This is a genomic window from Sinomicrobium kalidii (assembly GCF_021183825.1).
In the GTDB taxonomy this organism is placed as follows: Bacteria; Bacteroidota; Bacteroidia; order Flavobacteriales; family Flavobacteriaceae; genus Sinomicrobium; species Sinomicrobium kalidii.
Map to the genome: position 1 here is coordinate 5,161,732 of NZ_CP089211.1, position 22,139 is coordinate 5,183,870.

The following is a 22,139-nucleotide window of genomic DNA, read 5'->3' on the forward strand; positions in this document are numbered from 1 at the left end:
TTTCAAAAAAGAATTCATTATAAATCTATCAACTATGAAACCCGGATCAGAAGAAACAGAACAGCTGGTACAACGGTTTATACAGGCGCTCACATTTCGAAAACTGGACGAATTGACAGCGCTTTACGCAGAAAGTGTAGACTGGTATATTCCGGGAAACACCAAACTCGCTCCCTGGCTGGGAAAGCGGGAATCAAAAAAAGAGATCAGGGATTTCTTTACACTATTGTGGCAAAATACGGAGCCTGTAGACGCCAAGCTCGATCATATATTGGCCGACGGGAACTTTGCGGTTATCACAGGTGAATTTTCCACCAAAATGTTACCAACCGGGAAAATAGTAAATTCCCTTTTCTCCATACATATTACTACGGAGAACAATAAAATTGTCAAATACAGGCTGCAGGAAGACAGCTATGCAGTAGCCGAAGCATTGAAGTGATCTGCCGCGGTACTATGTCATAAAACATGATACGGTTTATCATTCACCCTGATAAACCGTATCAATGTTTGATAAAAGCGATATCAAATAGCCTGTTTTTTATCCTCCAGCCATTTCCTGGCATTCACAAAGGCTTCAATCCAGGGAGTGACTTCATCATTCCTGTCTTTGGGATAATATGCCCAGTTCCAGGGAAAAATGGAACGTTCGAAGTGTGGCATGGTCACCAGGTGCCTTCCGTCATCCGAAACCATCATCGCCGTATTGAAATCCGAACCGTTGGGACTGGCGGGGTAGCCCTCATAGGCATATTTTGCCACGATATTGTACCGGGATTCTTCATAGGGGAAATGGAATTTACCCTCCCCGTGCGCCGACCAGATACCGAGTTTTGTTCCCGCAAGAGACCCGAGCATTACCGAATGGTTAGGCTGAATTTCAACGGCGGAGAACGTACATTCGAATTTGTGGGTTTCGTTGTGCAGCATTTTCGGCTTCTGTTCGTGTTCCGGGTGTATCAGTCCCAGTTCAACGAATAGCTGGCAGCCGTTACAAACCCCGAGGGAAAGCGTGTCTTCCCTTTTAAAGAAATTTTCCAGGGCGGTTTTTGCCTTTTCGTTATACAGAAATGCACCGGCCCATCCCTTGGCAGACCCCAGTACATCCGAGTTGGAGAAACCTCCTACGGCACCAATGAACTGAATGTCTTCCAGGGTTTCCCGTCCGGAGATGAGATCGGTCATGTGTACATCTTTCACATCAAAGCCGGCCATGTACATGGCATTGGCCATTTCCCGTTCCGAATTGCTTCCCTTTTCGCGGAGAATAGCCGCCTTTGGTCGTTCCGCACCTGTATGCACAGGTCTTTTCCCTTCAAAAGATGCGGGGAAACCGTATTTCAGCGGCTGTTTTTTGTAATTGTCAAAACGTTCCTGTGCTTTAGTCCCGCCGCTTTGTTTTTTATCCAGCAGGAAAGAGGTTTTATACCAGGTATCCCTCAGGTTACTGATGCTGAAAGAGAAGTTGTCATTTCCGTTTTTGAGTTGCAGGCGGTCTCCTTCCACAACTTCACCGATACGGAAAATTTTAATATTACTTTCGGTTAACACTGTTTCTATTTCGGGAGTATCAGCCTGGAATACGATGCCTGCATTTTCATTAAACAGGGCTTTTACGGTATCGGTCTCCCCGAGTGAAGTAAGGTCTATCTGTGCCCCGAGATTATTATCGGCGAAGCACATTTCAAGCAGTGTGGTGATCAATCCGCCGCTCCCCACATCATGGCCTGCGACGATCTTACCGTCCTTGATAAAAGTCTGTATAATGTTAAAGGCCTTTTTGAAATAATCGGCATCTCGAACAGACGGTGCTTCAGCCCCTATCTTGTTGCACACCTGGGCAAAGGACGAACCGCCAAGCTTGAAGGTATCGGCAGAGAGGTTCACATAATAAACAGCTCCGCCTTCCCTTTGAAGTACGGGCTCCACAACTTTTGTAACCGCATTGCAATTCCCGGCGGCAGAAATAATTACCGTTCCCGGGGCAATCACCTCTCCGTCAGAATATTTCTGTTTCATGGAAAGGGAATCTTTCCCGGTAGGGATATTGATCCCCAGGGCCACTGCAAAATCCGAACATCCCCGAACCGCTTCGTACAGGCGTGCATCTTCACCTTCGTTTTTACACGGCCACATCCAGTTGGCTGAAAGGGAAACGCTTTTTAGGCCGTCTTTAAGCGGTGCCCATATAATATTGGTCAGGGCTTCTGCAATACTGTTACGGCTTCCGGCCACGGGGTCTATCAGGGCGGAAACGGGAGAATGCCCGATGGAAGTAGCAATACCTTCTTTTCCCTGGAAATCCAGAGCCATAACCCCGCAGTTGTTGAGCGGTAATTGCAATGGTCCGGCACATTGCTGTTTGGCCACACGTCCGCTTACACACCGGTCTACCTTATTGGTAAGCCAGTCCTTACAGGCTACGGCTTCAAGTTGTAATACCTGTTTCAGGTAGTCTTCTATAAGGTTCGTTTGATATTCCGGGTCCGAATACCTGGTGATGACCGTTTTGTCGTTCATAATGGTCTTCGGGGAGCTTCCGAACATATCCCGGAGCTCCAGGTCCATCGGTTTTTGTCCGCCGGAAGAAGACTCAAAAGTAAAGCGGTGGTCTCCGGTAACATCGCCTACCCGGTACATGGGCGACCGTTCCCTCTCGGCAATACGCTGCAGGGTTTCGGCATCTTTTTCCGCGATGACCAATCCCATGCGTTCCTGGGATTCATTCCCTATAATTTCTTTGGCAGAAAGCGTGGGGTCACCTATGGGCAACTTATCCATGTCGATTTTACCGCCGGTTTCCTCCACCAGTTCCGAGAGGCAGTTGAGATGCCCTCCGGCACCGTGATCGTGGATGGAAACAATAGTGTTCTTATCACTTTCTATCATACCCCTCACGGCATTTGCAGCCCTTTTCTGCATTTCGGGATTGGAGCGCTGAACGGCATTGAGTTCTATTCCGCTGCTGAATTCCCCGGTATCGGCAGAAGATACTGCGGCGCCACCCATCCCGATACGGTAATTGTCCCCGCCAAGGATAACTATTTTATCTCCTTTTCCGGGGATTTGTTTTTTAGATTGATCTGCTTTGCCGTAGCCAATCCCCCCGGCAAGCATGATTACCTTGTCATAGCCTAATCTTCGTGCATTTTCGCCCGGTTTTTCCTGGTGTTCGAAGGTGAGGAGGGAACCTGCAATAAGCGGTTGCCCGAATTTGTTCCCGAAATCGGAGGCCCCGTTGGAAGCCTTGACAAGGATGTCCATGGGGGGCTGATAGAGCCACTTTCGTTCCGGCATTCCTTTTTCCCACGGGCGTTCCTCTTCCAGCCGGGAATAGGAAGTCATATAAACCGCGGTTCCGGCCAGGGGCAGGGAACCTTGCCCTCCTGCAAGCCTGTCGCGTATTTCTCCTCCGGATCCCGTAGCGGCACCGTTAAACGGCTCTACCGTAGTCGGGAAATTATGGGTTTCGGCCTTCAGGGAAATTACGGATTCAAAATCCCTGAACTCGTAGAAATCGGGCTTGTCTGCACTTTTAGGTGCAAACTGCTGTATTTTAGGTCCTTTTAAAAAGGCCACATTGTCTTTGTATGCGGAAACGATATCGTTAGGATTCTCCTCAGAAGTCTTCCTGATAAGCTTGAACAGGGAAACGGGTTTTTCTTCGCCGTCGATGACAAAAGTGCCGTTGAATATTTTGTGGCGGCAATGCTCCGAATTTACCTGGGAGAAACCAAACACTTCAGAATCCGTAAGTTTCCTGCCGAGCTTCGCCGATAGTTTTTCGAGGTATTCGATCTCCTCCGCATTCAGTGCCAGTCCTTCCTGTTGGTTATAGGCAGCGATATCGTCTATTTCCTTTATGGGTTCCGGCTGGATATTGATAGTGAAAATATCCTGGTTAAGCCCGTCATACTTTTGCGAAAGCATGGGATCGAAATCCGCAGCATCTTCCGTTGCCCTGTAAAATTCTTCGATCCTGGTGATACCGGGAATCCCCATGTTCTGGGTAATTTCCACGGCATTGGTGCTCCACGGGGTGATCATAGTAGCCCGCGGACCAATAAAAAAGGCGTCGAGAGACGCCACTTCGAGGTTTGGCTCGCCGCCAAACAGCCATGTTAATTTTAAATTATCTTCCCTGGTGAGTTCTTTACCGGTCTGAACCGCAAAAACTTTCTTTTCCGGGTTTCCGAAGAAAAGGATCATCATGTTGTTAAATTAGGTCCTGTTTTACTGTTTAGTAGTACTGTTAATTAAAGCTGCAAAGTTAATTATTTATTTAAATGAATCTGTCACCTATCCGAATTAAATTTTAAAGGATAAACGACAAAATCACCTGTATAAATTGAAAAAAAATATAGGAAAATACAGGTATTTACAACATTTTGGCTTCCTCGATTGTCACCCCGTAAAGTTGTTCGTATATCCCGAAAACATTCGGGGCATCCCGTTTTCTGACGGAAATGGTGATCCGGCAATCGAGTTCCAGTTTCTGACTTATAATGTTAAGGTTCTTTTCCTTGATAATCCGCATTACCTTATTCATGTCCTTGTAATCAAAAACCAGTTCGTAGTGAACATCAATAGTCCTTTCTTCAATACCGGAAGCTTCAAGCGCCATTTGTGCTGCGGTGCGATACGCATTGATGAGTCCGCCCACTCCGAGCTTTACCCCGCCGAAATAACGGACCACAACGATCAGCACATTGGTAACATCAAAGGATTGTAGCTGCCCGTAAATAGGCATGCCGGCAGAATTGTTCGGCTCTCCGTCGTCATTCGCCCTGAACTGCACATTTTCGGTACCTAACTGCCAGGCATAACACCAATGGCGTGCCGCATGATGTTTTTTCTTCAATACATCAATATGTTCCTTGATCTCTTCTTCCGTAGTTACAGGGTAAGCGTAACCAAAAAACTTGCTGTTTTTATCCTTGAACAATACTTCCGGAGAAGCTGAAATTATGGTTTTATACGTATCTTTTTCTGTCAATCGTCCTGTTTTTCACGTTTAACAATCAGTAGCCTGTCGCCTGCAATATGTTGTTCCGAAGCAGTATACCCCTGTATTTCGGGTCTTCGGGTACCGTTATTGAGCATACTGCTTCCCTTAAATATCCTGGCTTCATCCCACAACCCTTCATCGATAAAGGTCTGTAGCGTCCGGGCGCCGCCTTCTATGATAACGCTTTGAAGCCGGTGCCTGTAGAGCACATCACTGATCTGCCGGGCAATATTTACCGAAAAATCTATGGTTTCCGTAACACTATTATCTTTTTCTGCCCGGGTAGCCCCACCTGTCAGGAACAGGGTTTTTATACGTTTATCATGAACGGCAAAATTGCCGGGAACCCGAAGCTCCCTGTCCAGGACCACCCGTACGGGGGAATTTCCCCGCCAATCCCTGGTATTCAGCCCGGGGTTGTCCTGAATAACGGTATTGGTCCCTACGAGAATGGCCTGTTCCTCACTCCGCCATTTGTGCACCAGTTGCCGTGAATATGAATTACTTATCCATACCGGGGCGGTATCTTTTCGCCGGGCAGGGCTGATGTAACCGTCGGCACTCTCCGCCCATTTTAATATGATATACGGTCTCTTTTTATTGTGAAAGGTAAAAAAACGCTTGTTCAGCTCCCGGCATTCCTCTTCCAGGACGCCTACGGTAACGTTACACCCGGCATCCATCAATTTTTTCACCCCTCTTCCCGCAACAGCATCAAACGGATCAATGGTACCGATCACCACATTTCTGATCCCGGAGGCAATGATCAGGTCACTGCACGGCGGAGTTTTTCCGTAATGGCTACAGGGTTCCAGGCTGACGTAAATCGTAGATTCTTCGAACAGGGCCGCATCGGAGACGGATTTGATGGCGCGGACTTCAGCATGGGGTCCGCCTGCCTTGTAATGCCATCCTTCACCGATAATCGTGTCGTTATACACCACAACACTTCCCACGAGCGGATTCGGGTATGTCGTCCCGAGTCCGTTTTTCGCCAGCCGGATGCAGCGATTTAGGTATTTTTCATGTATATTCACGGTCTCAAAAATTCTCGTTTTGTACAGCGGTGAAATCAATTTTCACAAACAAAAATAACACAATAAAACAGGACCTGTTGCAATATGAAACGGCAAGTTATCCATAAGATTACCCAAGCACCTGGAAATGACGTGATCATCAGGGAAATAGAAGCAGGAGACAATCCGCAGGTTGCCCGTATCGTTCGTAAGGTTCTCGTAGAAGATATGGGAGCGCCTAAAAAAGGTACGGCCTATGAAGACAAGGCGGTAGACCACATGTATGAAACCTATACTACCGGTAAATCCGTCTATTTTGTGATCGAAGAGAAAGGAAAGGTTATCGGCGGGGCGGGTATTGCCCCGTTGGACAATCACGATGGCAATGTTTGTGAATTACAGAAAATGTACTTTCTCGAAGCAGCCAGGGGAAAAGGGCTCGGAAAAAAAATGATCGATCTGTGCCTGGAAAAAGCGGAGGAATACGGTTATGACCACTGTTATCTGGAAACAATGCCTTATATGAAAGCTGCGCAGGCGTTGTACAAAAAGAAGGGGTTTTATTACCTGGATGCCCCCGTGGGAAATACGGGACATAGCTCCTGCCCGGTGTGGATGCTCAAAGACCTGAAGTAAAAAAGCAACGACTTGGTATTAAGGGAAATTCAACATATTTTTCAATCGGAACTTAAAGATATATACGGGAGAGAAGAAATTGACGCTCTCTTTTTCCGGTTAACGGAAGCCTATTACAATATATCGCGACTTACCCTGGCCCTGCAACCGGAATTAACGTTGAGCAGGGAAGAGGAACAATTGCTGTTTGAAGCGCTTTCTGGACTCAAAAAATACCGCCCCATACAGCAAATCCTGGGAAAAGCCTGTTTTTACGGACTGGAGTTCCTGGTTGACGAACACGTTTTGATCCCCCGCCCGGAAACCGAGGAACTGGTGGATTGGATATGCAGTGATCATAAAAAAGAAAAAGGCAAAGGACAGACCCTGCTGGACATCGGTACGGGGAGTGGTTGCATAGCTGTTTCCCTGGCCAGGAATTTACCGTATGCCAAAGTGTTTGCCCTTGATGTTTCTGAAAAAGCGCTGGCTGTCGCCGGGGAAAATGCAAAAAGGCACAATGCAGAGATTGAGTTTATACATCAGGATATTTTAAAGACGGATACCCTGGTTGAATTTAATCCCGACATCATCGTATCTAACCCTCCTTATGTCAGGAACCTGGAAAAAAAGGAAATTAAAAACAACGTATTGTCACACGAACCGCACCTGGCTTTGTTTGTGGAAGATGGCGCTCCCCTGATTTTTTATCGGAAAATAGCACAACTTGCCAAAGAAAGCCTGAAGGCAGGAGGGGCATTGTATTTTGAAATCAATCAACACCTCGGTAAAGATATGGTTGAGATGATGAGAAGTAAGTCATTTAAAAATATAGAGTTACGAAAAGATATATCAGGCAATGACCGGATGATAAAAGGGGGGCGGTAGACGTTTAATTTGCCCTGGTGGCATTGCAATCAGAAAACACAAATTTCGGTATATTGCAGATAATACTGTCAAAATTCCGTATTACCAAAAGGATAAATTGTATACAAAATAAAGTCAGCATATGAATCCCGTTCAAAAACAAATAGAGGACCTCAGGGAAGAGCTTACAAAGCATAATTATAACTATTACGTACTTGACACGCCCATCATATCAGATTACGAATTTGATATGAAACTAAAGGAGTTACAGGAACTGGAGGCCAAACACCCGGAATATCACGATCCTTTTTCGCCAACAGTCCGTGTGGGCGGGATGATCACCAAGAATTTTGCAACAGTGGCGCACGATTACCGCATGTATTCACTGGACAACTCGTATTCCAAGGAAGAACTGGAAGACTGGGAAAAACGCATACAGCGGATTCTCGGAGACGCCAAAGTAGAGTTTGTATGCGAACTGAAGTACGACGGTGCATCCATAAACCTCACTTATGAAAACGGGGAGCTCGTCCGGGCAGTGACCAGGGGCGATGGTTTTCAGGGAGATGATGTTACCAATAATGTAAAGACCATACGATCGGTGCCTTTACGGTTAAAAGGGGATTATCCGGCAAAATTCGATATCCGCGGGGAGATCATCCTGCCGCGTGACGGTTTTGCCAAAATGAACCGGGAAAGAGTGGAGGCCGGGGAAGACCCTTACATGAACCCGAGAAACACTGCTTCGGGAAGCCTTAAACTTCAGGACAATTCTGAAGTGGCCAAAAGGCCGCTGGATTGTTTACTGTACAGCATTGTGGGTGAAAAACTGAATTTTTCCACACAGTTTGAAGGACTGGAGAAAGCCCGGAACTGGGGATTTAAAGTGCCGCCGGTAGCAAAATTATGCAACAGCACCGGGGAAGTTCTCGACTTTGTAAACCATTGGGATACACACCGGCACGAACTGCCTTATGAAACGGATGGAGTGGTAGTAAAGGTCAATAGTATTGCACAGCAGGAAGAACTGGGGTATACCGCAAAAGCCCCGCGATGGGCCATGGCCTATAAATTCAAGGCCGAACAGGTGACCACAACACTGAACAGCATCACTTACCAGGTAGGAAGAACCGGCGCCATTACCCCGGTAGCCAACCTGGAGCCGGTCCTGCTTGCCGGGACTACGGTAAAACGGGCCTCGTTACACAATGCCGACCAGATTGAAAAACTGGATGTGCGTGAGGGCGACACGGTATTTGTAGAAAAAGGCGGGGAGATCATCCCGAAGATCATCCGGGTGGATTTCACCCGGAGAAAACCGGATTCCGAGCCTACGTCCTACATCACCCATTGCCCCGAATGCGGTACGGAACTCATCCGGAAAGAAGGGGAAGCACAACATTACTGTCCCGATTATTACGGTTGCCCGCCACAGATCACGGGGCGCATCCAGCACTTTATATCCCGGAAGGCCATGGACATCGAGGGATTAGGAAGCGAAACAGTGGAATTGCTGTACAAGGAAGGGCTTATTGAAAACTACGCCGACCTGTACCTGCTGAAAAAAGAACAGATCATCCCGCTGGAACGCATGGCTGAAAAAAGCGCGGAAAACCTGGTGGCCGGGGTAGAAAAATCGAAGGAAATCCCTTTTGAACGCGTATTGTATGCCCTGGGCATCCGCTTTGTAGGTGAAACAGTTGCCAAAAAACTAGCCAAAGCCTACACCTCCATTGATGCACTTCGTGATGCCACCCTTGAGGACCTTGTGGCCATAGATGAGATTGGTATAAAGATCGCCGAAAGCGTAGTGGAATTTTTCCGGAATGAAAGTAACCTGGAAATTGTGGAACGACTGCGGTCTTATGGTGTACAGCTTGAAATTGCCCCGGAAAAACTACAAAACCAATCCGATAAACTAAAAGAGCTCACCTTTGTGGTTTCCGGCGTATTTGAGACCCTGTCGAGAAATGAACTGAAAAAACATATTGAGGACAACGGCGGAAAAGTAGCTTCTTCCATATCCTCCAGAACCAGCTATGTGGTTGCAGGAGACAATATGGGACCGAGCAAAAAAGATAAGGCCGAAAAGCTGGGGATTCCCATTATTTCCGAACACGAGTTCCTGGAGATGATGGCAAAATAATAGTTTACCGGCAACATTTATACGCTGTTGCCGGTACTTTTTTATTCGGAGATTTCTTTTTTCACCTTACCGTTTCCTATTTTTTTCCGCATCCGCATATTCAAAAATTCCACCAGTAAGGAGAAAGCAATGGCAAAGTACAGGTAACCTTTCGGGATGGCGCCTATTTCCTGGTCGAATATTTTGGTATGCGATAAGTGGGCCGCTTCGGTAATAAGCATGAACCCGATGAGTATGAGGAAAGAGAGTGCAAGCAATTGCACGGAAGGATGCTTGTTGATGAATTTGCGTATGGGATTGGCAAAGATCATCATCACTATAATGGAAACGACCACCGCTATGATCATCAAAACAAGGGCATCGCCGGGTTTGTTACCTATTCCGCTGGTCATTCCTACGGCAGTGAGAATGGAATCTATGGAAAAAATAAAATCTATCAGCACGATCTGGGTAATGGCCTTTGAAAGTGAAGTGACTTTTTTTGATTTTGCTTTTTCCTCACCGTGTTCCGGCATGTCCACTTTTTCATGAATTTCCGAAGTACTCTTGTACAGCAGAAAAAGGCCTCCGAGAAACAGAATAATGCTTTGTCCGCTGATACCTATGGAAATCCAGGAAGTATCTATATGATAGAAAGGTGCCTTTAAGCCCACCAGAAATGAAATGGCAAACAGCAATAGTATCCGCTGCACCATGGCAAGGAGCAGCCCGAGATTGGTAGCTTTGCGTTGCTGGTTTTCGGGAAGCTTATTAGCTGTTATTGAAATAAAAACGATATTGTCGACTCCGAGAACGATCTCAAGAAAAGTAAGCGTAAGCAGGGCGATCCACGCATCCGGGGAGGAAAGAATCTCAAACATGGTGTTATTCTATTTTTATAGCGGTTCCCCGCTGTTTGTTTTTATCATCGCCGACAATGGCATATTCAAAGGTATAAGAATTTTTATCGGTGGAGAGAATTTTAACATGAACGGCTTTCTTCTCCCGCATGGAAGAAGGGTGTAGTTTCCGCATCACAAACTCACAGTCGCTTACCCAGGTTACCGATGCCGTGTCGATATCATCACCCACGTAATCGATATTTATGGAATCGTTCCGCACAAACCGCGACTTCACTTCTTTTCCGTCCAGTGTATAGGTAAATTCAAAAGTGCCCGTGCGGAAATCTTTGCAGTTTCGCTCTGTCTGGTAGCAGGAAGCGGTAAACACGATAAGCAACAAACAGGCAGTTAGTTTTAATGGCTTCACGGATATCCTGTAATTTGTAGTTATGTTTCGAACAAAGGTACAGCAAATACTTCAAAAAACAATCGGGCAATACCACATCAGTTTTCATTCCTGTACTCCTTGAACGTACCGTCTTTATAAAAGAACACGATGCGTTCCAGCGCTGCACTTCCCGTTTCCGGAATATCATTTCCGGGCAGCGGGACCTCCTGTCCGGTTTCGGAAAACAGGTCGCGGGCAGGTTCGGTCTTTGTGTTCTTATGCTCATCCTTGTCCTTTCCGGAAGGAAAAACACCTTTGCCGTTCAGGAGCCAGTAGAGTTCTACTTCAGGAAACGCCTGTAATATCTTCAATACAAAATCCAAACTGGGTTTGTTCCTTCCGGAAAGGATATGCGATATGGACGACCGCTGCACGCCGATCCTGTCTGCAAAAGAAGATGCGCTTAATCCGTAATAGTCCAGGACTTCATGCAACCGCTTACTGAAATCTTCGATGTTTACCATTGTAAACTTGCTTGATTAACAATATATAGTTACAAATGTAAACAAAATAAGACCGGAAAGCAATATATAAGCAAAAATAATCAATAATTTATTATACTATATATTTAAATAATACATTATATATATCTGAAATACAGTATTTAAATGTTGAATTATAAGTACTAAACCTCATTCCTCTGAAAAAGCAGGTTTTAAACAGTTCAGTATAGATGCAAGGTTTATTCATGTAAACAATTCAGAGGCAAACATCAGTTTACAGATGTAAAATTTGTATTGTTTACTTTTGTAACCTTATAAAACCGACCTCATGAAATTAGAACAGTGGCAGGACAAATACAGGGAAAAGCAACTCAGCGGCAGGTATATTACACTTAGTGATATAGAAGCGCTGTTACAAACATATAAGGATATGGGGGAATTATCCGTTGCAGGGTATTCCGTAGCACAGCGTCCCATATACTTGTTCCGGACCGGAAAAGGCGCTAAAAGGATATTGATGTGGTCGCAAATGCACGGTAATGAGTCTACGACCACCAAAGCTGTAACGGACTTGCTGTCGTTTCTGAAACAGGGTGGGGAAGTGGCCGACTACCTGCAGAAGCATTGTACCTTATATATTATCCCCATGCTCAACCCGGACGGGGCACAGGCCTATACCCGCACTAATGCCAATGATATTGATCTGAACCGGGATGCCGTGAAGCTGAGCCAGCCCGAAAGCCAGGTGCTCAGGCAAGTATTCGACACGGTATTGCCCGATTTCTGCTTTAATTTACACGACCAGCGCACCATTTTTAATACGGGAACTTCTCCAAAGCCGGCCACGCTGTCGTTTTTATCACCGGCAACCGACGAAGCGCGGAACATCACTACACCGAGAAAAAAGAGCATGGAGATCATAGCCGTAATAAACAGTGCTGTTCAGGAGCTTATCCCGGGACAAGTGGGGCGGTATGACGATACCTTTAATATTAACTGTGTAGGCGACCGCTTTCAATCGCTCGGTGTGCCCACACTATTATTCGAAGCAGGGCATTTCAACGAAGACTACAACAGGGACATCACACGGAAATATGTGTTTTTCGCCCTGGTCACCGCGCTCCGGTTTGTTGCCGGAAATAAAGTCAGCGGGCACGGTTTCAGGGCGTATTTTGATATTCCGGAGAACGATAAGCGTTTTTTTGATATACTGATCCGTCGTTTCCCCGTTATAAACGAAGGGAGAATACAGTATAAGGACATAGGTATACTGTATAAGGAAACACTGAAGGGCTCCGGTATCGAATTCGTACCCTATATATCAGAAACAGGTGATCTGCAAGGTTTTTTCGGTCATAAAGAGTATATAACAGCCAATAAGGATGCGGTACCCATAGAAGAAAAAAAATTAAAAACAAGCGATTTACTTAAATTATTTATTTAAATTAACCCTTTCTTAACAAAATATCCAAATATTTCTGTGGATATATTGAATATTTTTTATTTTTTTGCATTTTAATATTCTGTTATAGACAAAAACAAGTGAAATTTATTTAGTTAAAGTAGATTACTATGGCAAAGTTTAGATTAGACGAAGTGGATCACCAGATTTTAGATATGCTTATTGACAATACGCGTACACCGTTTACCGATATCGCAAAAAAACTGTTGATCTCCGCCGGTACCGTTCACGTCAGGGTTAAAAAGATGGAAGAGGCCGGGATTATCAAAGGTTCTTCCCTTACACTTGATTACGTAAAGCTGGGATATTCCTTTATAGCTTATGTAGGGATCTTTCTGGAAAAGACCCATCAGACGAAATTTGTTATCGAGCGCCTGAATGAAATCCCGAATATTACCGTGGCTCATGTAACCACCGGCAAGTTCAATATCTTTTGCAAGGTAAGGGCCAAGAATACCAAACACGCCAAGGAGATTATCTTTATGATAGATGATATAGACGGAGTGGCCAGAACAGAAACCATGATTTCCCTGGAAGAAAGCATTAACGATAAAAAACGCTTAATGCACTCCATTTTTAACGAAATGTAAAATTTTTGTTTAGAACAAGCTAAAGAACCCTTTCCGATGCTGTATTGGAGAGGGTTTTTTGTATATTCGGGCTGAGAAAAAGAAATGTATTTATGTTGAGAAAACCTAAAATTGAACGTTTTAACGAAAGTGTATTGTCCAAATATCAGATATACAACAGTATACTGATGACCTTGCCTTTTGATGAAATAACCAATACAGGGGTTTTACTGCCCTTATTCAGTGAAATATGTGAAAAGGGATATGGCGAGAACAAAAACCCGTCGGAAATCGTGGAAACTTTTTTTTCCAAGTTTTACGATAACCCCGACGAGAAAGAAAAGAACGACCTGCTTTTCCGTTTTATCCAGTATATAGAGCGGCAGGTAGTGTTGTTCGATGCCATCGAAGATGCCGCTTTTCCCATAGTGAACAATATGGACGGGCGGGGAACCCTGCGTAGTATTAAGGAAGAAGCCGAAGGGAAGAACAAGACCGTGGCATTGCGCGAATTTTTGCAAAGGTTTAAGGTGAGGCCCGTGCTTACGGCACATCCCACCCAATTCTACCCCGGCCCGGTACTGGGAATTATTACCGACCTCACCAGGGCCATACGGGAAAACGACCTTAACCTTATTAAAAAACTGCTGGCCCAACTGGGTAAAACACCATTCTTTAAAAAGGAAAAACCCACACCGTATGACGAGGCCGTCAGTTTGATATGGTTCCTGGAAAACGTGTTTTACCACGCCATGAGCAAAATATACAACTATATACAGAACAACATCTTTGAAGAGGTGGAACTCAACAGCCAGATCGTTAACCTCGGCTTCTGGCCCGGAGGAGACAGGGACGGCAATCCTTTTGTTACCAGTGAAATAACACTGAAAGTCGCCGAAAGGTTGCGGATTACCGTGCTGAAAAACTATTACAGGGATATCCGGAGGCTCAAACGAAGGATCACCTTCAAGGTGGTCGACAAGCTGATGAGCGACCTGGAAGAAAAAATATACGAAAGCATTTACGTTCACGCTCAGAAGCCAACCATTACTGCAGAAGAAACCCTGGCTACCTTACAGGAAATAAAAAGCATCCTGGTCAACGAACACCAGTCGCTTTTCGAGGACGAAATAAATGACCTTATCAATAAGGTGAAGATATTCGGGTTTTATTTTGCGTCCCTCGATATTCGCCAGGACTCCCGTGTGCACCATACGGTGATTTCCGATATTATCCGGGAATCCAGGAAACTGGGGCTGGACATCTTCCCCGACAATTACGAAAACCTGTCTGAAGAAGAACAAATTGCCGTACTCGGAAAGGTAAGCGGAAAACTGAACCCGGAACTCTTTAAAGAAGAGATCACCAGGTCTACCCTGGAATCCATTTACGCCATTAAGGAAATTCAGAAGATGAACGGGGAACAGGGAGCCAACCGGTATATTATAAGTAATAACGGCAGCGCCCTGAATGTTATGGAAACGTTTGCCATGATACGGCTTTGCGATTGGAAAAATCCAACACTTGATGTGGTTCCGCTGTTTGAAACCGTTGACGACCTGCAAATAGCAAATAAGGTCATGGAACAGCTGTATACGGACGAGGTATATGCCGAACACCTGAAGAAACGGGGCAATAAACAACCCATAATGCTCGGATTTTCAGACGGAACCAAGGACGGTGGCTATCTCATGGCCAACTGGAGTATCTACAAAGCGAAGGAAGTGCTCACCGAAGTGTCCAGGAAATACGGCATCAAGGTCGTGTTCTTTGACGGCCGCGGAGGACCGCCCGCCAGGGGTGGCGGTAAAACCCACCAGTTCTACGCTTCTCTCGGACCGACCATAGAAAACGAAGAAGTACAGCTTACCGTACAAGGTCAGACCATCAGTTCCAATTTCGGTACGTTGGATTCCTGCCAGTACAACCTGGAGCAATTGCTCAGTTCGGGTATTGTCAATGAAGTATTTGCCGACGAAGACAACATCCTCAAGGATGAAGACAAGGAAACCATGCAGAAGCTGGCCGATATCAGTTATAATGCGTATGTAGACTTTAAGAAGCACCCGAAATTCATTTCATACCTGGAGGAAATGAGTACGCTGAAATTTTATGCCAAGACCAATATCGGGAGCCGTCCGTCGAAACGGGGAAAATCAGACAAACTGAATTTTTCCGATCTGCGGGCCATACCTTTTGTGGGCAGCTGGAGCCAGCTGAAACAAAACGTACCCGGTTTTTACGGAGTGGGAACAGCAATTTCGGCCCTGGAAGAAAAAGGACAACTGGACAAAGTACAGTCCCTGTACCGCAACTCGGCATTTTTTCGTACATTACTGGAAAACAGCATGATGAGCCTTACCAAGTCATTCTTTAAATTAACTGCTTACATGAAGGATGACCCGGAATACGGCGAATTCTGGACCATTATTTACGAAGAATACGAGCGCAGCAAGGAAATGATCCTCAAGGTCACCGGAGACAAAAGCCTGATGCAAAACACCAGGTCCGGAAAAGCATCTATTGAAATACGCGAAAAGATCGTATTGCCATTGCTTACCATACAACAGTATGCATTGCGCAAAATACAGGAATTGCGAAAAGACAAAAAGGCAGATGCCAAACAACTTGAGATCTATGAAAAAATGGTAACCCGTTCACTGTTTGGTAACATTAACGCCAGCAGGAACTCTGCCTGATAAACAGCTGCAGTTTTAAAAATTTAAAACCATCGGTTTCTGCCCGGTCTTCAAATAAGGACCGGGCATATCGGTGGTTTTTTTAATTGCAGGCTTCCTTTTATTTGTTTGAATTTCACAATTCCAGCTTCAATTCCGAAGAAAAACCTGTCCCGGATTGTCATAAACCTGTTGCATGACGGGGCACATCCATTCCGATACCTTTTATTGTACGAAACGAAGATATTTCCATATTATCGGTAAAAAAACAGGGACGAACAACCGTATAGTGATAACAACAGGTGGAAATCCGGGAACTTTGCCGGGGCAGTCGGATATACTTCGTTCATACAGCGCACATAATAGTTTGAATTTTATAACTTTTTTCTTCATTAAAGTTAGTAACTTACTAAACAACTCCGGACTGCAAGTTCAGAACTGAAAGTCTGTTTGGCCACCGATACATGAATAATTTTTAAATAACCATCGGTATATCCGTGTATTTATGGCCAAGATTTATAAAAACCAAGGGCGCTGCAATAGATTGCGGGGCTTTAAACCACGAACTGCGACCAATAAAAAATAAAAACATGGCTACATTCAATCTTAACATCAACGGAAAACAAAAAGAGATTGATGTCGATCCCTCAACCCCGATGCTCTGGGTGTTAAGGGACCACCTTAATCTCGTCGGCACCAAATACGGATGCGGAATCATGCAATGCGGAGCCTGTACGATCCACCTGGACGATACGGCGGTTCGTTCTTGTCAATTACCCGTTTCTGCGGTGGGAGAACAAAAGGTCACTACTATTGAAGGCTTGTCAGAAGAAGGCGATCACCCCGTACAAAAGGCGTGGCTCGAACACGATGTTCCGCAATGCGGTTATTGCCAGGCCGGGCAGATCATGACTGCCGCAGCCCTGCTTAAGAGCAGCCCCAATCCGACAGAGGAGGAAATTGAAGAAGCGATGAACGGCAATATCTGCCGTTGCGGAACCTATGTCCGTATCAAGGCAGCGGTAAAAACGGCCGCAAACCCGTAAGTATTTTACATTCCGAAAACCTTCGGCTCCATATCCTTTTCTAAAATCATAAAAAACAACTATGACACTGATAAAAACAACATTCGGAAGACGCTCCTTTATAAAAACCACAGCTTTGGCAGGAGGAGGGATCATGATAGGTTTCAGTTGGTTTGCTTCCTGTAAACAACCTTCGCCGGAGCAGGTAAAAAGCCTCCCCGATGAATGGTTCGAGATCAATGGCTTTCTGAAAATAGGGGATAATGGCCTGGTAACCATTATGTCACCAAACCCTGAGATCGGTCAGAATGTAAAGACCTCAATGCCCATGATCGTAGCCGAAGAACTCGATGTGGACTGGAACAATGTTATTGTGGAACAGGCCCCGCTCAACACCGCCATTTTTACCCGTCAGCTTGCCGGGGGCAGTCAGTCCATCCGCCAGGGATGGGACGGCCTGCGAATGGCCGGGGCTACGGCCAGGCACATGCTCAAAGAAGCCGCGGCCAAAAACTGGGAAGTCCCCGTTGCGGAAATTACGACTGAAGAAGGAATGCTGCACCATAAAAACAGTGGAAAATCTGCCGGATACGGGGAAATGGCCTCCGCAGCAACCGCCATACCCGTTCCGGAAGAAGTCCGGCTGAAAGCCGTTGAGGATTTTAAAATCATACGTACTTCCCGGAAAAATGTGGACGGACATAAAATTGTTACGGGGAAACCTTTGTATGGCCTGGACTATCACAGGGAAGGGATGCTTATTGCCATGATTGCCCATCCACCGGCGTTCGGGCTTAAATTAAAGTCCCTTGACGCTACCGAAGCCAGAAAAATGCCCGGGATTAAAGACATCTTTACTATAAAAACATATGAAGACGATTACGTGATGAGCATGTTTGACGCCGATGCGTTTCCCGAGCTGGTGGTTGTTGCGGGAAATTCTACCTGGGAAGTGCTTAATGCCAAGAAGGCCCTGAAGATAGAATGGGAGCCTTTTGAAGCGTATACCGATGTTTTTGCCCATTACGGTACGGGGGAAGAAATGCCCAAGGAAATGCCTGCGGGAAGGGAAAACTCTGCCGACCATATAAAAGAGATGGAAAACTTGTCGGCAAAGTCGGCAAAAACGGTGCGTATGGACGGTGACCCCGGAAAAGCATTCAAGGAAGCCGATCATATTGTTGAACGAAGCTATTCGGCGCCCTTTCTGGCACATAACACCATGGAGCCCATGAATTTCTTTGCTGATGTCACGGAAGACAAGGCAGAACTCGTAGGCCCTGTTCAGACTCCCGAATTCATGGAAAAAGCGGTAGCTGCCCGTCTGGGACTGCCCCTGGATAAGATCGACCTGCAAATGACGCGCCAGGGAGGCGGTTTCGGAAGGCGCCTGTACGGGCATTTTGTGGTTGAAGCCGCTGTGATCTCCAAAAAAATGAAAGCTCCCGTAAAGCTGATCTATACACGGGAAGACGATATGAGTTTCGGGAATTACCGCCCTGCCTATTACGCGACTTACCGCGCAGCACTGGACGCCGATAAAAACCTGATCGGTTTTCACGTACGGGCCGGGGGAATACCGGAAAGCCCGCTGTTTGCCAACAGGTTCCCGGCAGGGGCTGTAGACAATTATCTGGCGGAAGAATGGGCTGTAAATTCCAATATTACCGTTGGTGCGTTCCGTGCGCCACGTTCCAATTTTATCGCAGGGGCCGAACAGTCCTTCCTCGACGAAGTGGCCGAAGCTGCAGGGAAAGATCCCATAGCGTTCAGGCTCGAACTCTTCAAACGGGCCGAAAACAATCCCGTCGGTGAAAAAAACGACTACGATGCCAGCCGGTATGCCGGTGTATTGAAACTGGTACGGGAAAAATCCGGGTGGGGCACCAATAGCGCCCCGAATACTTACCGGGGAGTTTCTGCTTATTATTGTCACAATTCATATGTAGCCAATATTCTGGATATGGTGATGGAAGAAGGCGAGCCCGTAGTACAAAAGGTGTACTGTGCGGTAGATTGCGGAATTGTTGTCAATCCGGTTGCCGCCACAAACCTGGTTGAAGGCGGCACCGTTGACGGAATAGGGCATGCCATGTATAGCGGACTTACCTTTAAGAACGGCGCCCCCGAGCAAAACAATTTTGACAAGTACCGGCTTATAAGGCATAAGGAAGCCCCGAAATCGATCGAAGTACATTTTGTGAAGAGTGATACCAAACCCACAGGACTCGGAGAACCACCGTTTCCGCCGGTGATGGGTGCGCTGGCCAATGCACTGTACAAAGCCACCGGGCAACGTCATTATCACCAACCTTTTATTACAGACAAACCGATAAAAAGCTGATTATTCTCTAAAAAAGATGAAATGAAACATATACTTATCGTGGGAGCAAGTGGAAAAGTGGGCAAAATACTTGCGGAAAAATTAAAGAACGCCCCGGATTTTATCCCGACAGCCTTTTTCAGGAGTCCCGGACAAAAAGTTTTTTTTGAGGAAATGGGTGTTGCCTACCATGTGGGAAGCATAGAAAACAGCCCTGAAGAAATAGCGGATGCCCTGAAAGGTATGGACGCCGTGGTATTTTCGGCCGGTTCGGGCGGCCATACGGGAGACGACAAAACATTGACCGTAGACCTGGACGGTGCCGTGAAGGTGATGGAAGCAGCGGAAAAGGTAAAATCAATATTACAACCCCTGACGAAGAAGCCGGAGTGCCCCGTGAAGATGTCGCCGAAGTCATCGTCAATGTATTGAGAAACGATAATACTATCGGTAAGGTAATTGCATTCAACCAAGGGCAGCAACCCATTGAAGCGGCACTTCGCCAATACGAAAATCAATGATAAAATATGCTATAGCAAACACAACCTTATTACACGCTTTATTATCAGGTTAAAGGTTAAAACCCTGCTCCCGATGGCTATCGGGATAATCGGGATTATTGTAGGTACTTTAGTTTCTATAAATTTTTGTATATCCTTGGTTATTGAGTTGTTGCGTATTGACTAAATAACTCAATAACCTAATAACTACGGCAATTTCATTGCCTTCCCGGGGGGACGAAAACACCGTACTGAGCCCTTTTAGCTAAGGATAAACTAAAGCCGAAGCAGGGGAGTCCTTATCCATTATTTACGTTGTTCAATATTTACAATATTTTTCCGGGCAATTAATAATACGCCTTTCCTTGATTATTACGGTTTATTACTGATGCGTTAAATTCTAATGACAGGTCTGCTTAGTGCTCTTTGTGTATACTTAGCGTCCTTTGTGGTTGATTTTTAACCACAGAGACCACAAAGGTTTGCACAACGTTCACAGAGGCAAAATCAAATCAAAAAAACAAAAAACATGCTTAAAGCCGGCTGTATTAATACTTTACGAGGATTGACCAAAAATTAACGCATCACTACCAATTACGGTTTTTCTTTTTTTATAAGTTGAGTGTTGGGACGCAATGATGTTTCCATGTGTATAATTAAAAAACACACAAACATTATGGCAAAAGAACATCCCTTATTACAGGAATTACGGGAGCTGAGCCCCGCATATTTCAGGCAGCTGAAATATGATCCGGAAACCACGGAATATGAAACCTCTCTCCATATGAGGGACTATCAGCACCTGATGACCACCATTTCCGACCTGCTGAAACTCTGCATTGCAGTGACGGAAGAAGAAGCGGAAGTCTATTCGCCCTGGGTGGCACACCTGGACAGAAGCATCCACAATACCCTTGAGCTTATTGTTCAACTGCTGCCCATGCATGAAAGTGAATTTATGGACCATCTTCTGCATTATTTCAATTCAGACGGGGAGGGGGAAGACGGGGCGTAACCTCCCTTTTTTTTAGTTCAACCTTTAAAACAATAAACAGTATGAATACAGCTGTACAAGAGGTGGTTAACCAAATAGCTAACCTCTTTAAACCGCAATATATCTATGCCGGCAATATGCCGGTGGGAGAGGAAGACAAAACACTACTGCTGGTAGTGACGGAAGACAAGGCCTCCGGCACACCGGATGACAGGGCTCCGGTAACCGGGAAGGTCCTGGAAGCGCATACCGGGTTTTTGTTCCGTCTGTATCCACAGTCATACGTAATACAACAGTTATGGGAGGGAAACCTCTTTTTTCTTCGGGCCTGTATTCCGGATAACCTGGCGTATAGCCGGCCCGGGCAGCACATAGCGGCACCGGCAAACGGTATGGATATGGCGCAGGCATTGGCTGCATCACGGAAGCGTTTCAGTGCCGAACTGGATAAAGTGCGTGCATTCCGGGAAGGGGCGGCATTTTTTACAGAAAAAGAGGACTATCCGCAGGCAGCCTTTATGTGGCATCAGGCTGTGGAACTCGCCTATAGACTGGCGGAATTGCTGGTGATGGGCAAAGAAAAGATATGTCACAGTATAGCCGGCCATCAAAAATATATTCAGGAGTTTTCTCCGGAGCTGGCCACTTTGTTCAACCCTGAAGATGAAAAGGAAAATGCGTTGTTACAGTTGCTGGACCAGGCTTATAAAGGAGTGCGTTACGGCAAGGATTACCGGGTAACAAAAACACAGCTGGACGTAATGGCCGATAAAGCCGAAACGTTGCAGGAACGGGTACAACAGCTTTTTAATACGCAGGTAAAAGCATTAAAAAGTACAATGGATCGTACATCCTGTCCCAGAGTAATCGGCCAAAAGGAGGAGCAGGAAATAAAAGGGAAAATAAAAAAGCTTGTAGCCGATAAGTTTTACAAATATCGACCGGATTCCGAGAAAATATTTTACAAGACGAATTTTATGCTGGACAGCCCGTTGGATGTATTGTTTGGTGTATCGAGCCTGATAAAGGTTTGTGTTATGGCGTTGAAACACTCGCATGACGGGTATTCCCCGATTGTTCCGGAACCTTACGTGAATATACGGATGGCCCTGGAGTTTGCTTTACAGTTGTTGCCCTATGATGAAATAGAATGTCTGGAAGAAATTATGAGGGCATACGAGGAGCAGGCAATTCCCGTTGTTTAAAAAAAGAAACCGGGTAACA

At 45.7% G+C, this 22,139-nt stretch carries 18 protein-coding genes; 12 read left to right on the forward strand and 6 right to left on the reverse strand.

Annotated features, from left to right (window positions below; all coding sequences use genetic code 11):
* Positions 1-34 precede the first annotated feature (34 nt).
* Entirely contained in the window at positions 35-442 is a 408-nt protein-coding gene (locus LS482_RS20810; protein WP_233029522.1) for a nuclear transport factor 2 family protein, read from the forward strand.
* A gap of 83 nt (positions 443-525) precedes the next feature.
* On the opposite strand, the gene purL is transcribed toward LS482_RS20810, so the two are convergent.
* From purL to ribD, 3 genes are all read right to left on the reverse strand, one after another.
* Positions 526-4,209: a phosphoribosylformylglycinamidine synthase gene (gene purL, locus LS482_RS20815; RefSeq protein WP_233031863.1), complete on the reverse strand. Its 3,684-nt coding sequence runs from the start codon at positions 4,207-4,209 to the stop codon at positions 526-528.
* A gap of 169 nt (positions 4,210-4,378) precedes the next feature.
* Positions 4,379-4,996 carry an IMPACT family protein gene (locus LS482_RS20820; protein ID WP_233029523.1) on the reverse strand — a complete coding sequence of 206 codons (618 nt, stop codon included), beginning with the start codon at positions 4,994-4,996 and terminating at the stop codon, positions 4,379-4,381.
* Positions 4,993-6,045, reverse strand: coding sequence for a bifunctional diaminohydroxyphosphoribosylaminopyrimidine deaminase/5-amino-6-(5-phosphoribosylamino)uracil reductase RibD (gene ribD, locus LS482_RS20825; RefSeq protein ID WP_233029524.1), 1,053 nt, complete (start codon positions 6,043-6,045; stop codon positions 4,993-4,995). The genes LS482_RS20820 and ribD overlap by 4 nt, the downstream gene beginning before the upstream one ends.
* Positions 6,046-6,129: 84 nt before the next feature.
* Here ribD and LS482_RS20830 point away from each other — a divergent pair, with 84 nt between their 5' ends.
* From LS482_RS20830 to ligA, 3 genes are all read left to right on the forward strand, one after another.
* Positions 6,130-6,660, forward strand: coding sequence for a GNAT family N-acetyltransferase (locus LS482_RS20830; RefSeq protein ID WP_233029525.1), 531 nt, complete (start codon positions 6,130-6,132; stop codon positions 6,658-6,660).
* A gap of 12 nt (positions 6,661-6,672) precedes the next feature.
* Complete coding sequence (gene prmC, locus LS482_RS20835) at positions 6,673-7,527, forward strand: peptide chain release factor N(5)-glutamine methyltransferase (protein ID WP_233029526.1); 855 nt, start codon at positions 6,673-6,675, stop codon at positions 7,525-7,527.
* Positions 7,528-7,648: 121 nt separating this feature from the next.
* A complete protein-coding gene (gene ligA, locus LS482_RS20840) occupies positions 7,649-9,652 on the forward strand; it encodes an NAD-dependent DNA ligase LigA (protein WP_233029527.1) in 2,004 nt (667 codons plus the stop codon).
* Between the two features lie 41 nt (positions 9,653-9,693).
* Here ligA and LS482_RS20845 read toward each other — a convergent pair whose 3' ends face one another.
* The 3 genes from LS482_RS20845 to LS482_RS20855 form a co-directional block, all read right to left on the reverse strand.
* Positions 9,694-10,512: a TerC family protein gene (locus LS482_RS20845; protein WP_233029528.1), complete on the reverse strand. Its 819-nt coding sequence runs from the start codon at positions 10,510-10,512 to the stop codon at positions 9,694-9,696.
* A 4-nt stretch (positions 10,513-10,516) separates the two neighbouring features.
* Positions 10,517-10,900, reverse strand: coding sequence for a hypothetical protein (locus tag LS482_RS20850; RefSeq protein WP_233029529.1), 384 nt, complete (start codon positions 10,898-10,900; stop codon positions 10,517-10,519).
* A 77-nt stretch (positions 10,901-10,977) separates the two neighbouring features.
* A complete protein-coding gene (locus LS482_RS20855) occupies positions 10,978-11,385 on the reverse strand; it encodes a helix-turn-helix domain-containing protein (RefSeq protein ID WP_233029530.1) in 408 nt (135 codons plus the stop codon).
* A 307-nt stretch (positions 11,386-11,692) separates the two neighbouring features.
* On the opposite strand from LS482_RS20855, the gene LS482_RS20860 reads away from it, so the two are divergent.
* The 8 genes from LS482_RS20860 to LS482_RS20895 all read left to right on the forward strand — a co-directional run bounded on the left by LS482_RS20860 (position 11,693) and on the right by LS482_RS20895 (position 22,120).
* Positions 11,693-12,808, forward strand: coding sequence for a M14 family metallopeptidase (locus tag LS482_RS20860; protein ID WP_233029531.1), 1,116 nt, complete (start codon positions 11,693-11,695; stop codon positions 12,806-12,808).
* Between the two features lie 128 nt (positions 12,809-12,936).
* Positions 12,937-13,416, forward strand: coding sequence for an Lrp/AsnC family transcriptional regulator (locus LS482_RS20865; protein ID WP_233029532.1), 480 nt, complete (start codon positions 12,937-12,939; stop codon positions 13,414-13,416).
* 92 nt (positions 13,417-13,508) lie between these two features.
* On the forward strand, positions 13,509-16,094 hold the full coding sequence (locus LS482_RS20870) for a phosphoenolpyruvate carboxylase (protein WP_233029533.1): 2,586 nt from the start codon (positions 13,509-13,511) through the stop codon (positions 16,092-16,094).
* Positions 16,095-16,663: 569 nt separating this feature from the next.
* On the forward strand, positions 16,664-17,119 hold the full coding sequence (locus LS482_RS20875; RefSeq protein WP_233029534.1) for a (2Fe-2S)-binding protein: 456 nt from the start codon (positions 16,664-16,666) through the stop codon (positions 17,117-17,119).
* 61 nt (positions 17,120-17,180) lie between these two features.
* On the forward strand, positions 17,181-19,442 hold the full coding sequence (locus LS482_RS20880; protein WP_233029535.1) for a xanthine dehydrogenase family protein molybdopterin-binding subunit: 2,262 nt from the start codon (positions 17,181-17,183) through the stop codon (positions 19,440-19,442).
* Positions 19,443-19,463: 21 nt separating this feature from the next.
* Entirely contained in the window at positions 19,464-19,853 is a 390-nt protein-coding gene (locus LS482_RS20885; RefSeq protein ID WP_233029536.1) for an NAD(P)H-binding protein, read from the forward strand.
* Positions 19,854-20,597: 744 nt separating this feature from the next.
* Positions 20,598-20,936, forward strand: a complete 339-nt coding sequence (locus tag LS482_RS20890) for a hypothetical protein (protein WP_233029537.1) — start codon at positions 20,598-20,600, stop codon at positions 20,934-20,936.
* Positions 20,937-20,977: 41 nt separating this feature from the next.
* Positions 20,978-22,120: a HEPN domain-containing protein gene (locus LS482_RS20895; protein ID WP_233029538.1), complete on the forward strand. Its 1,143-nt coding sequence runs from the start codon at positions 20,978-20,980 to the stop codon at positions 22,118-22,120.
* The last annotated feature ends 19 nt before the right edge of the window (positions 22,121-22,139 follow it).

Coding starts and splice junctions, on each gene's coding strand:
- LS482_RS20895 (WP_233029538.1), top strand. CDS start 20,978: ATGAATACAGCTGTACAAGAGGTGGTTAACCAAATAGCTAACCTCTTT.
- LS482_RS20830 (WP_233029525.1), top strand. CDS start 6,130: ATGAAACGGCAAGTTATCCATAAGATTACCCAAGCACCTGGAAATGAC.
- LS482_RS20890 (WP_233029537.1), top strand. CDS start 20,598: ATGGCAAAAGAACATCCCTTATTACAGGAATTACGGGAGCTGAGCCCC.
- LS482_RS20865 (WP_233029532.1), top strand. CDS start 12,937: ATGGCAAAGTTTAGATTAGACGAAGTGGATCACCAGATTTTAGATATG.
- purL (WP_233031863.1), bottom strand. CDS start 4,209: ATGATCCTTTTCTTCGGAAACCCGGAAAAGAAAGTTTTTGCGGTTCAG.
- LS482_RS20885 (WP_233029536.1), top strand. CDS start 19,464: ATGAAACATATACTTATCGTGGGAGCAAGTGGAAAAGTGGGCAAAATA.
- ligA (WP_233029527.1), top strand. CDS start 7,649: ATGAATCCCGTTCAAAAACAAATAGAGGACCTCAGGGAAGAGCTTACA.
- LS482_RS20875 (WP_233029534.1), top strand. CDS start 16,664: ATGGCTACATTCAATCTTAACATCAACGGAAAACAAAAAGAGATTGAT.
- LS482_RS20880 (WP_233029535.1), top strand. CDS start 17,181: ATGACACTGATAAAAACAACATTCGGAAGACGCTCCTTTATAAAAACC.
- LS482_RS20855 (WP_233029530.1), bottom strand. CDS start 11,385: ATGGTAAACATCGAAGATTTCAGTAAGCGGTTGCATGAAGTCCTGGAC.
- LS482_RS20810 (WP_233029522.1), top strand. CDS start 35: ATGAAACCCGGATCAGAAGAAACAGAACAGCTGGTACAACGGTTTATA.
- LS482_RS20845 (WP_233029528.1), bottom strand. CDS start 10,512: ATGTTTGAGATTCTTTCCTCCCCGGATGCGTGGATCGCCCTGCTTACG.
- LS482_RS20860 (WP_233029531.1), top strand. CDS start 11,693: ATGAAATTAGAACAGTGGCAGGACAAATACAGGGAAAAGCAACTCAGC.
- LS482_RS20870 (WP_233029533.1), top strand. CDS start 13,509: ATGTTGAGAAAACCTAAAATTGAACGTTTTAACGAAAGTGTATTGTCC.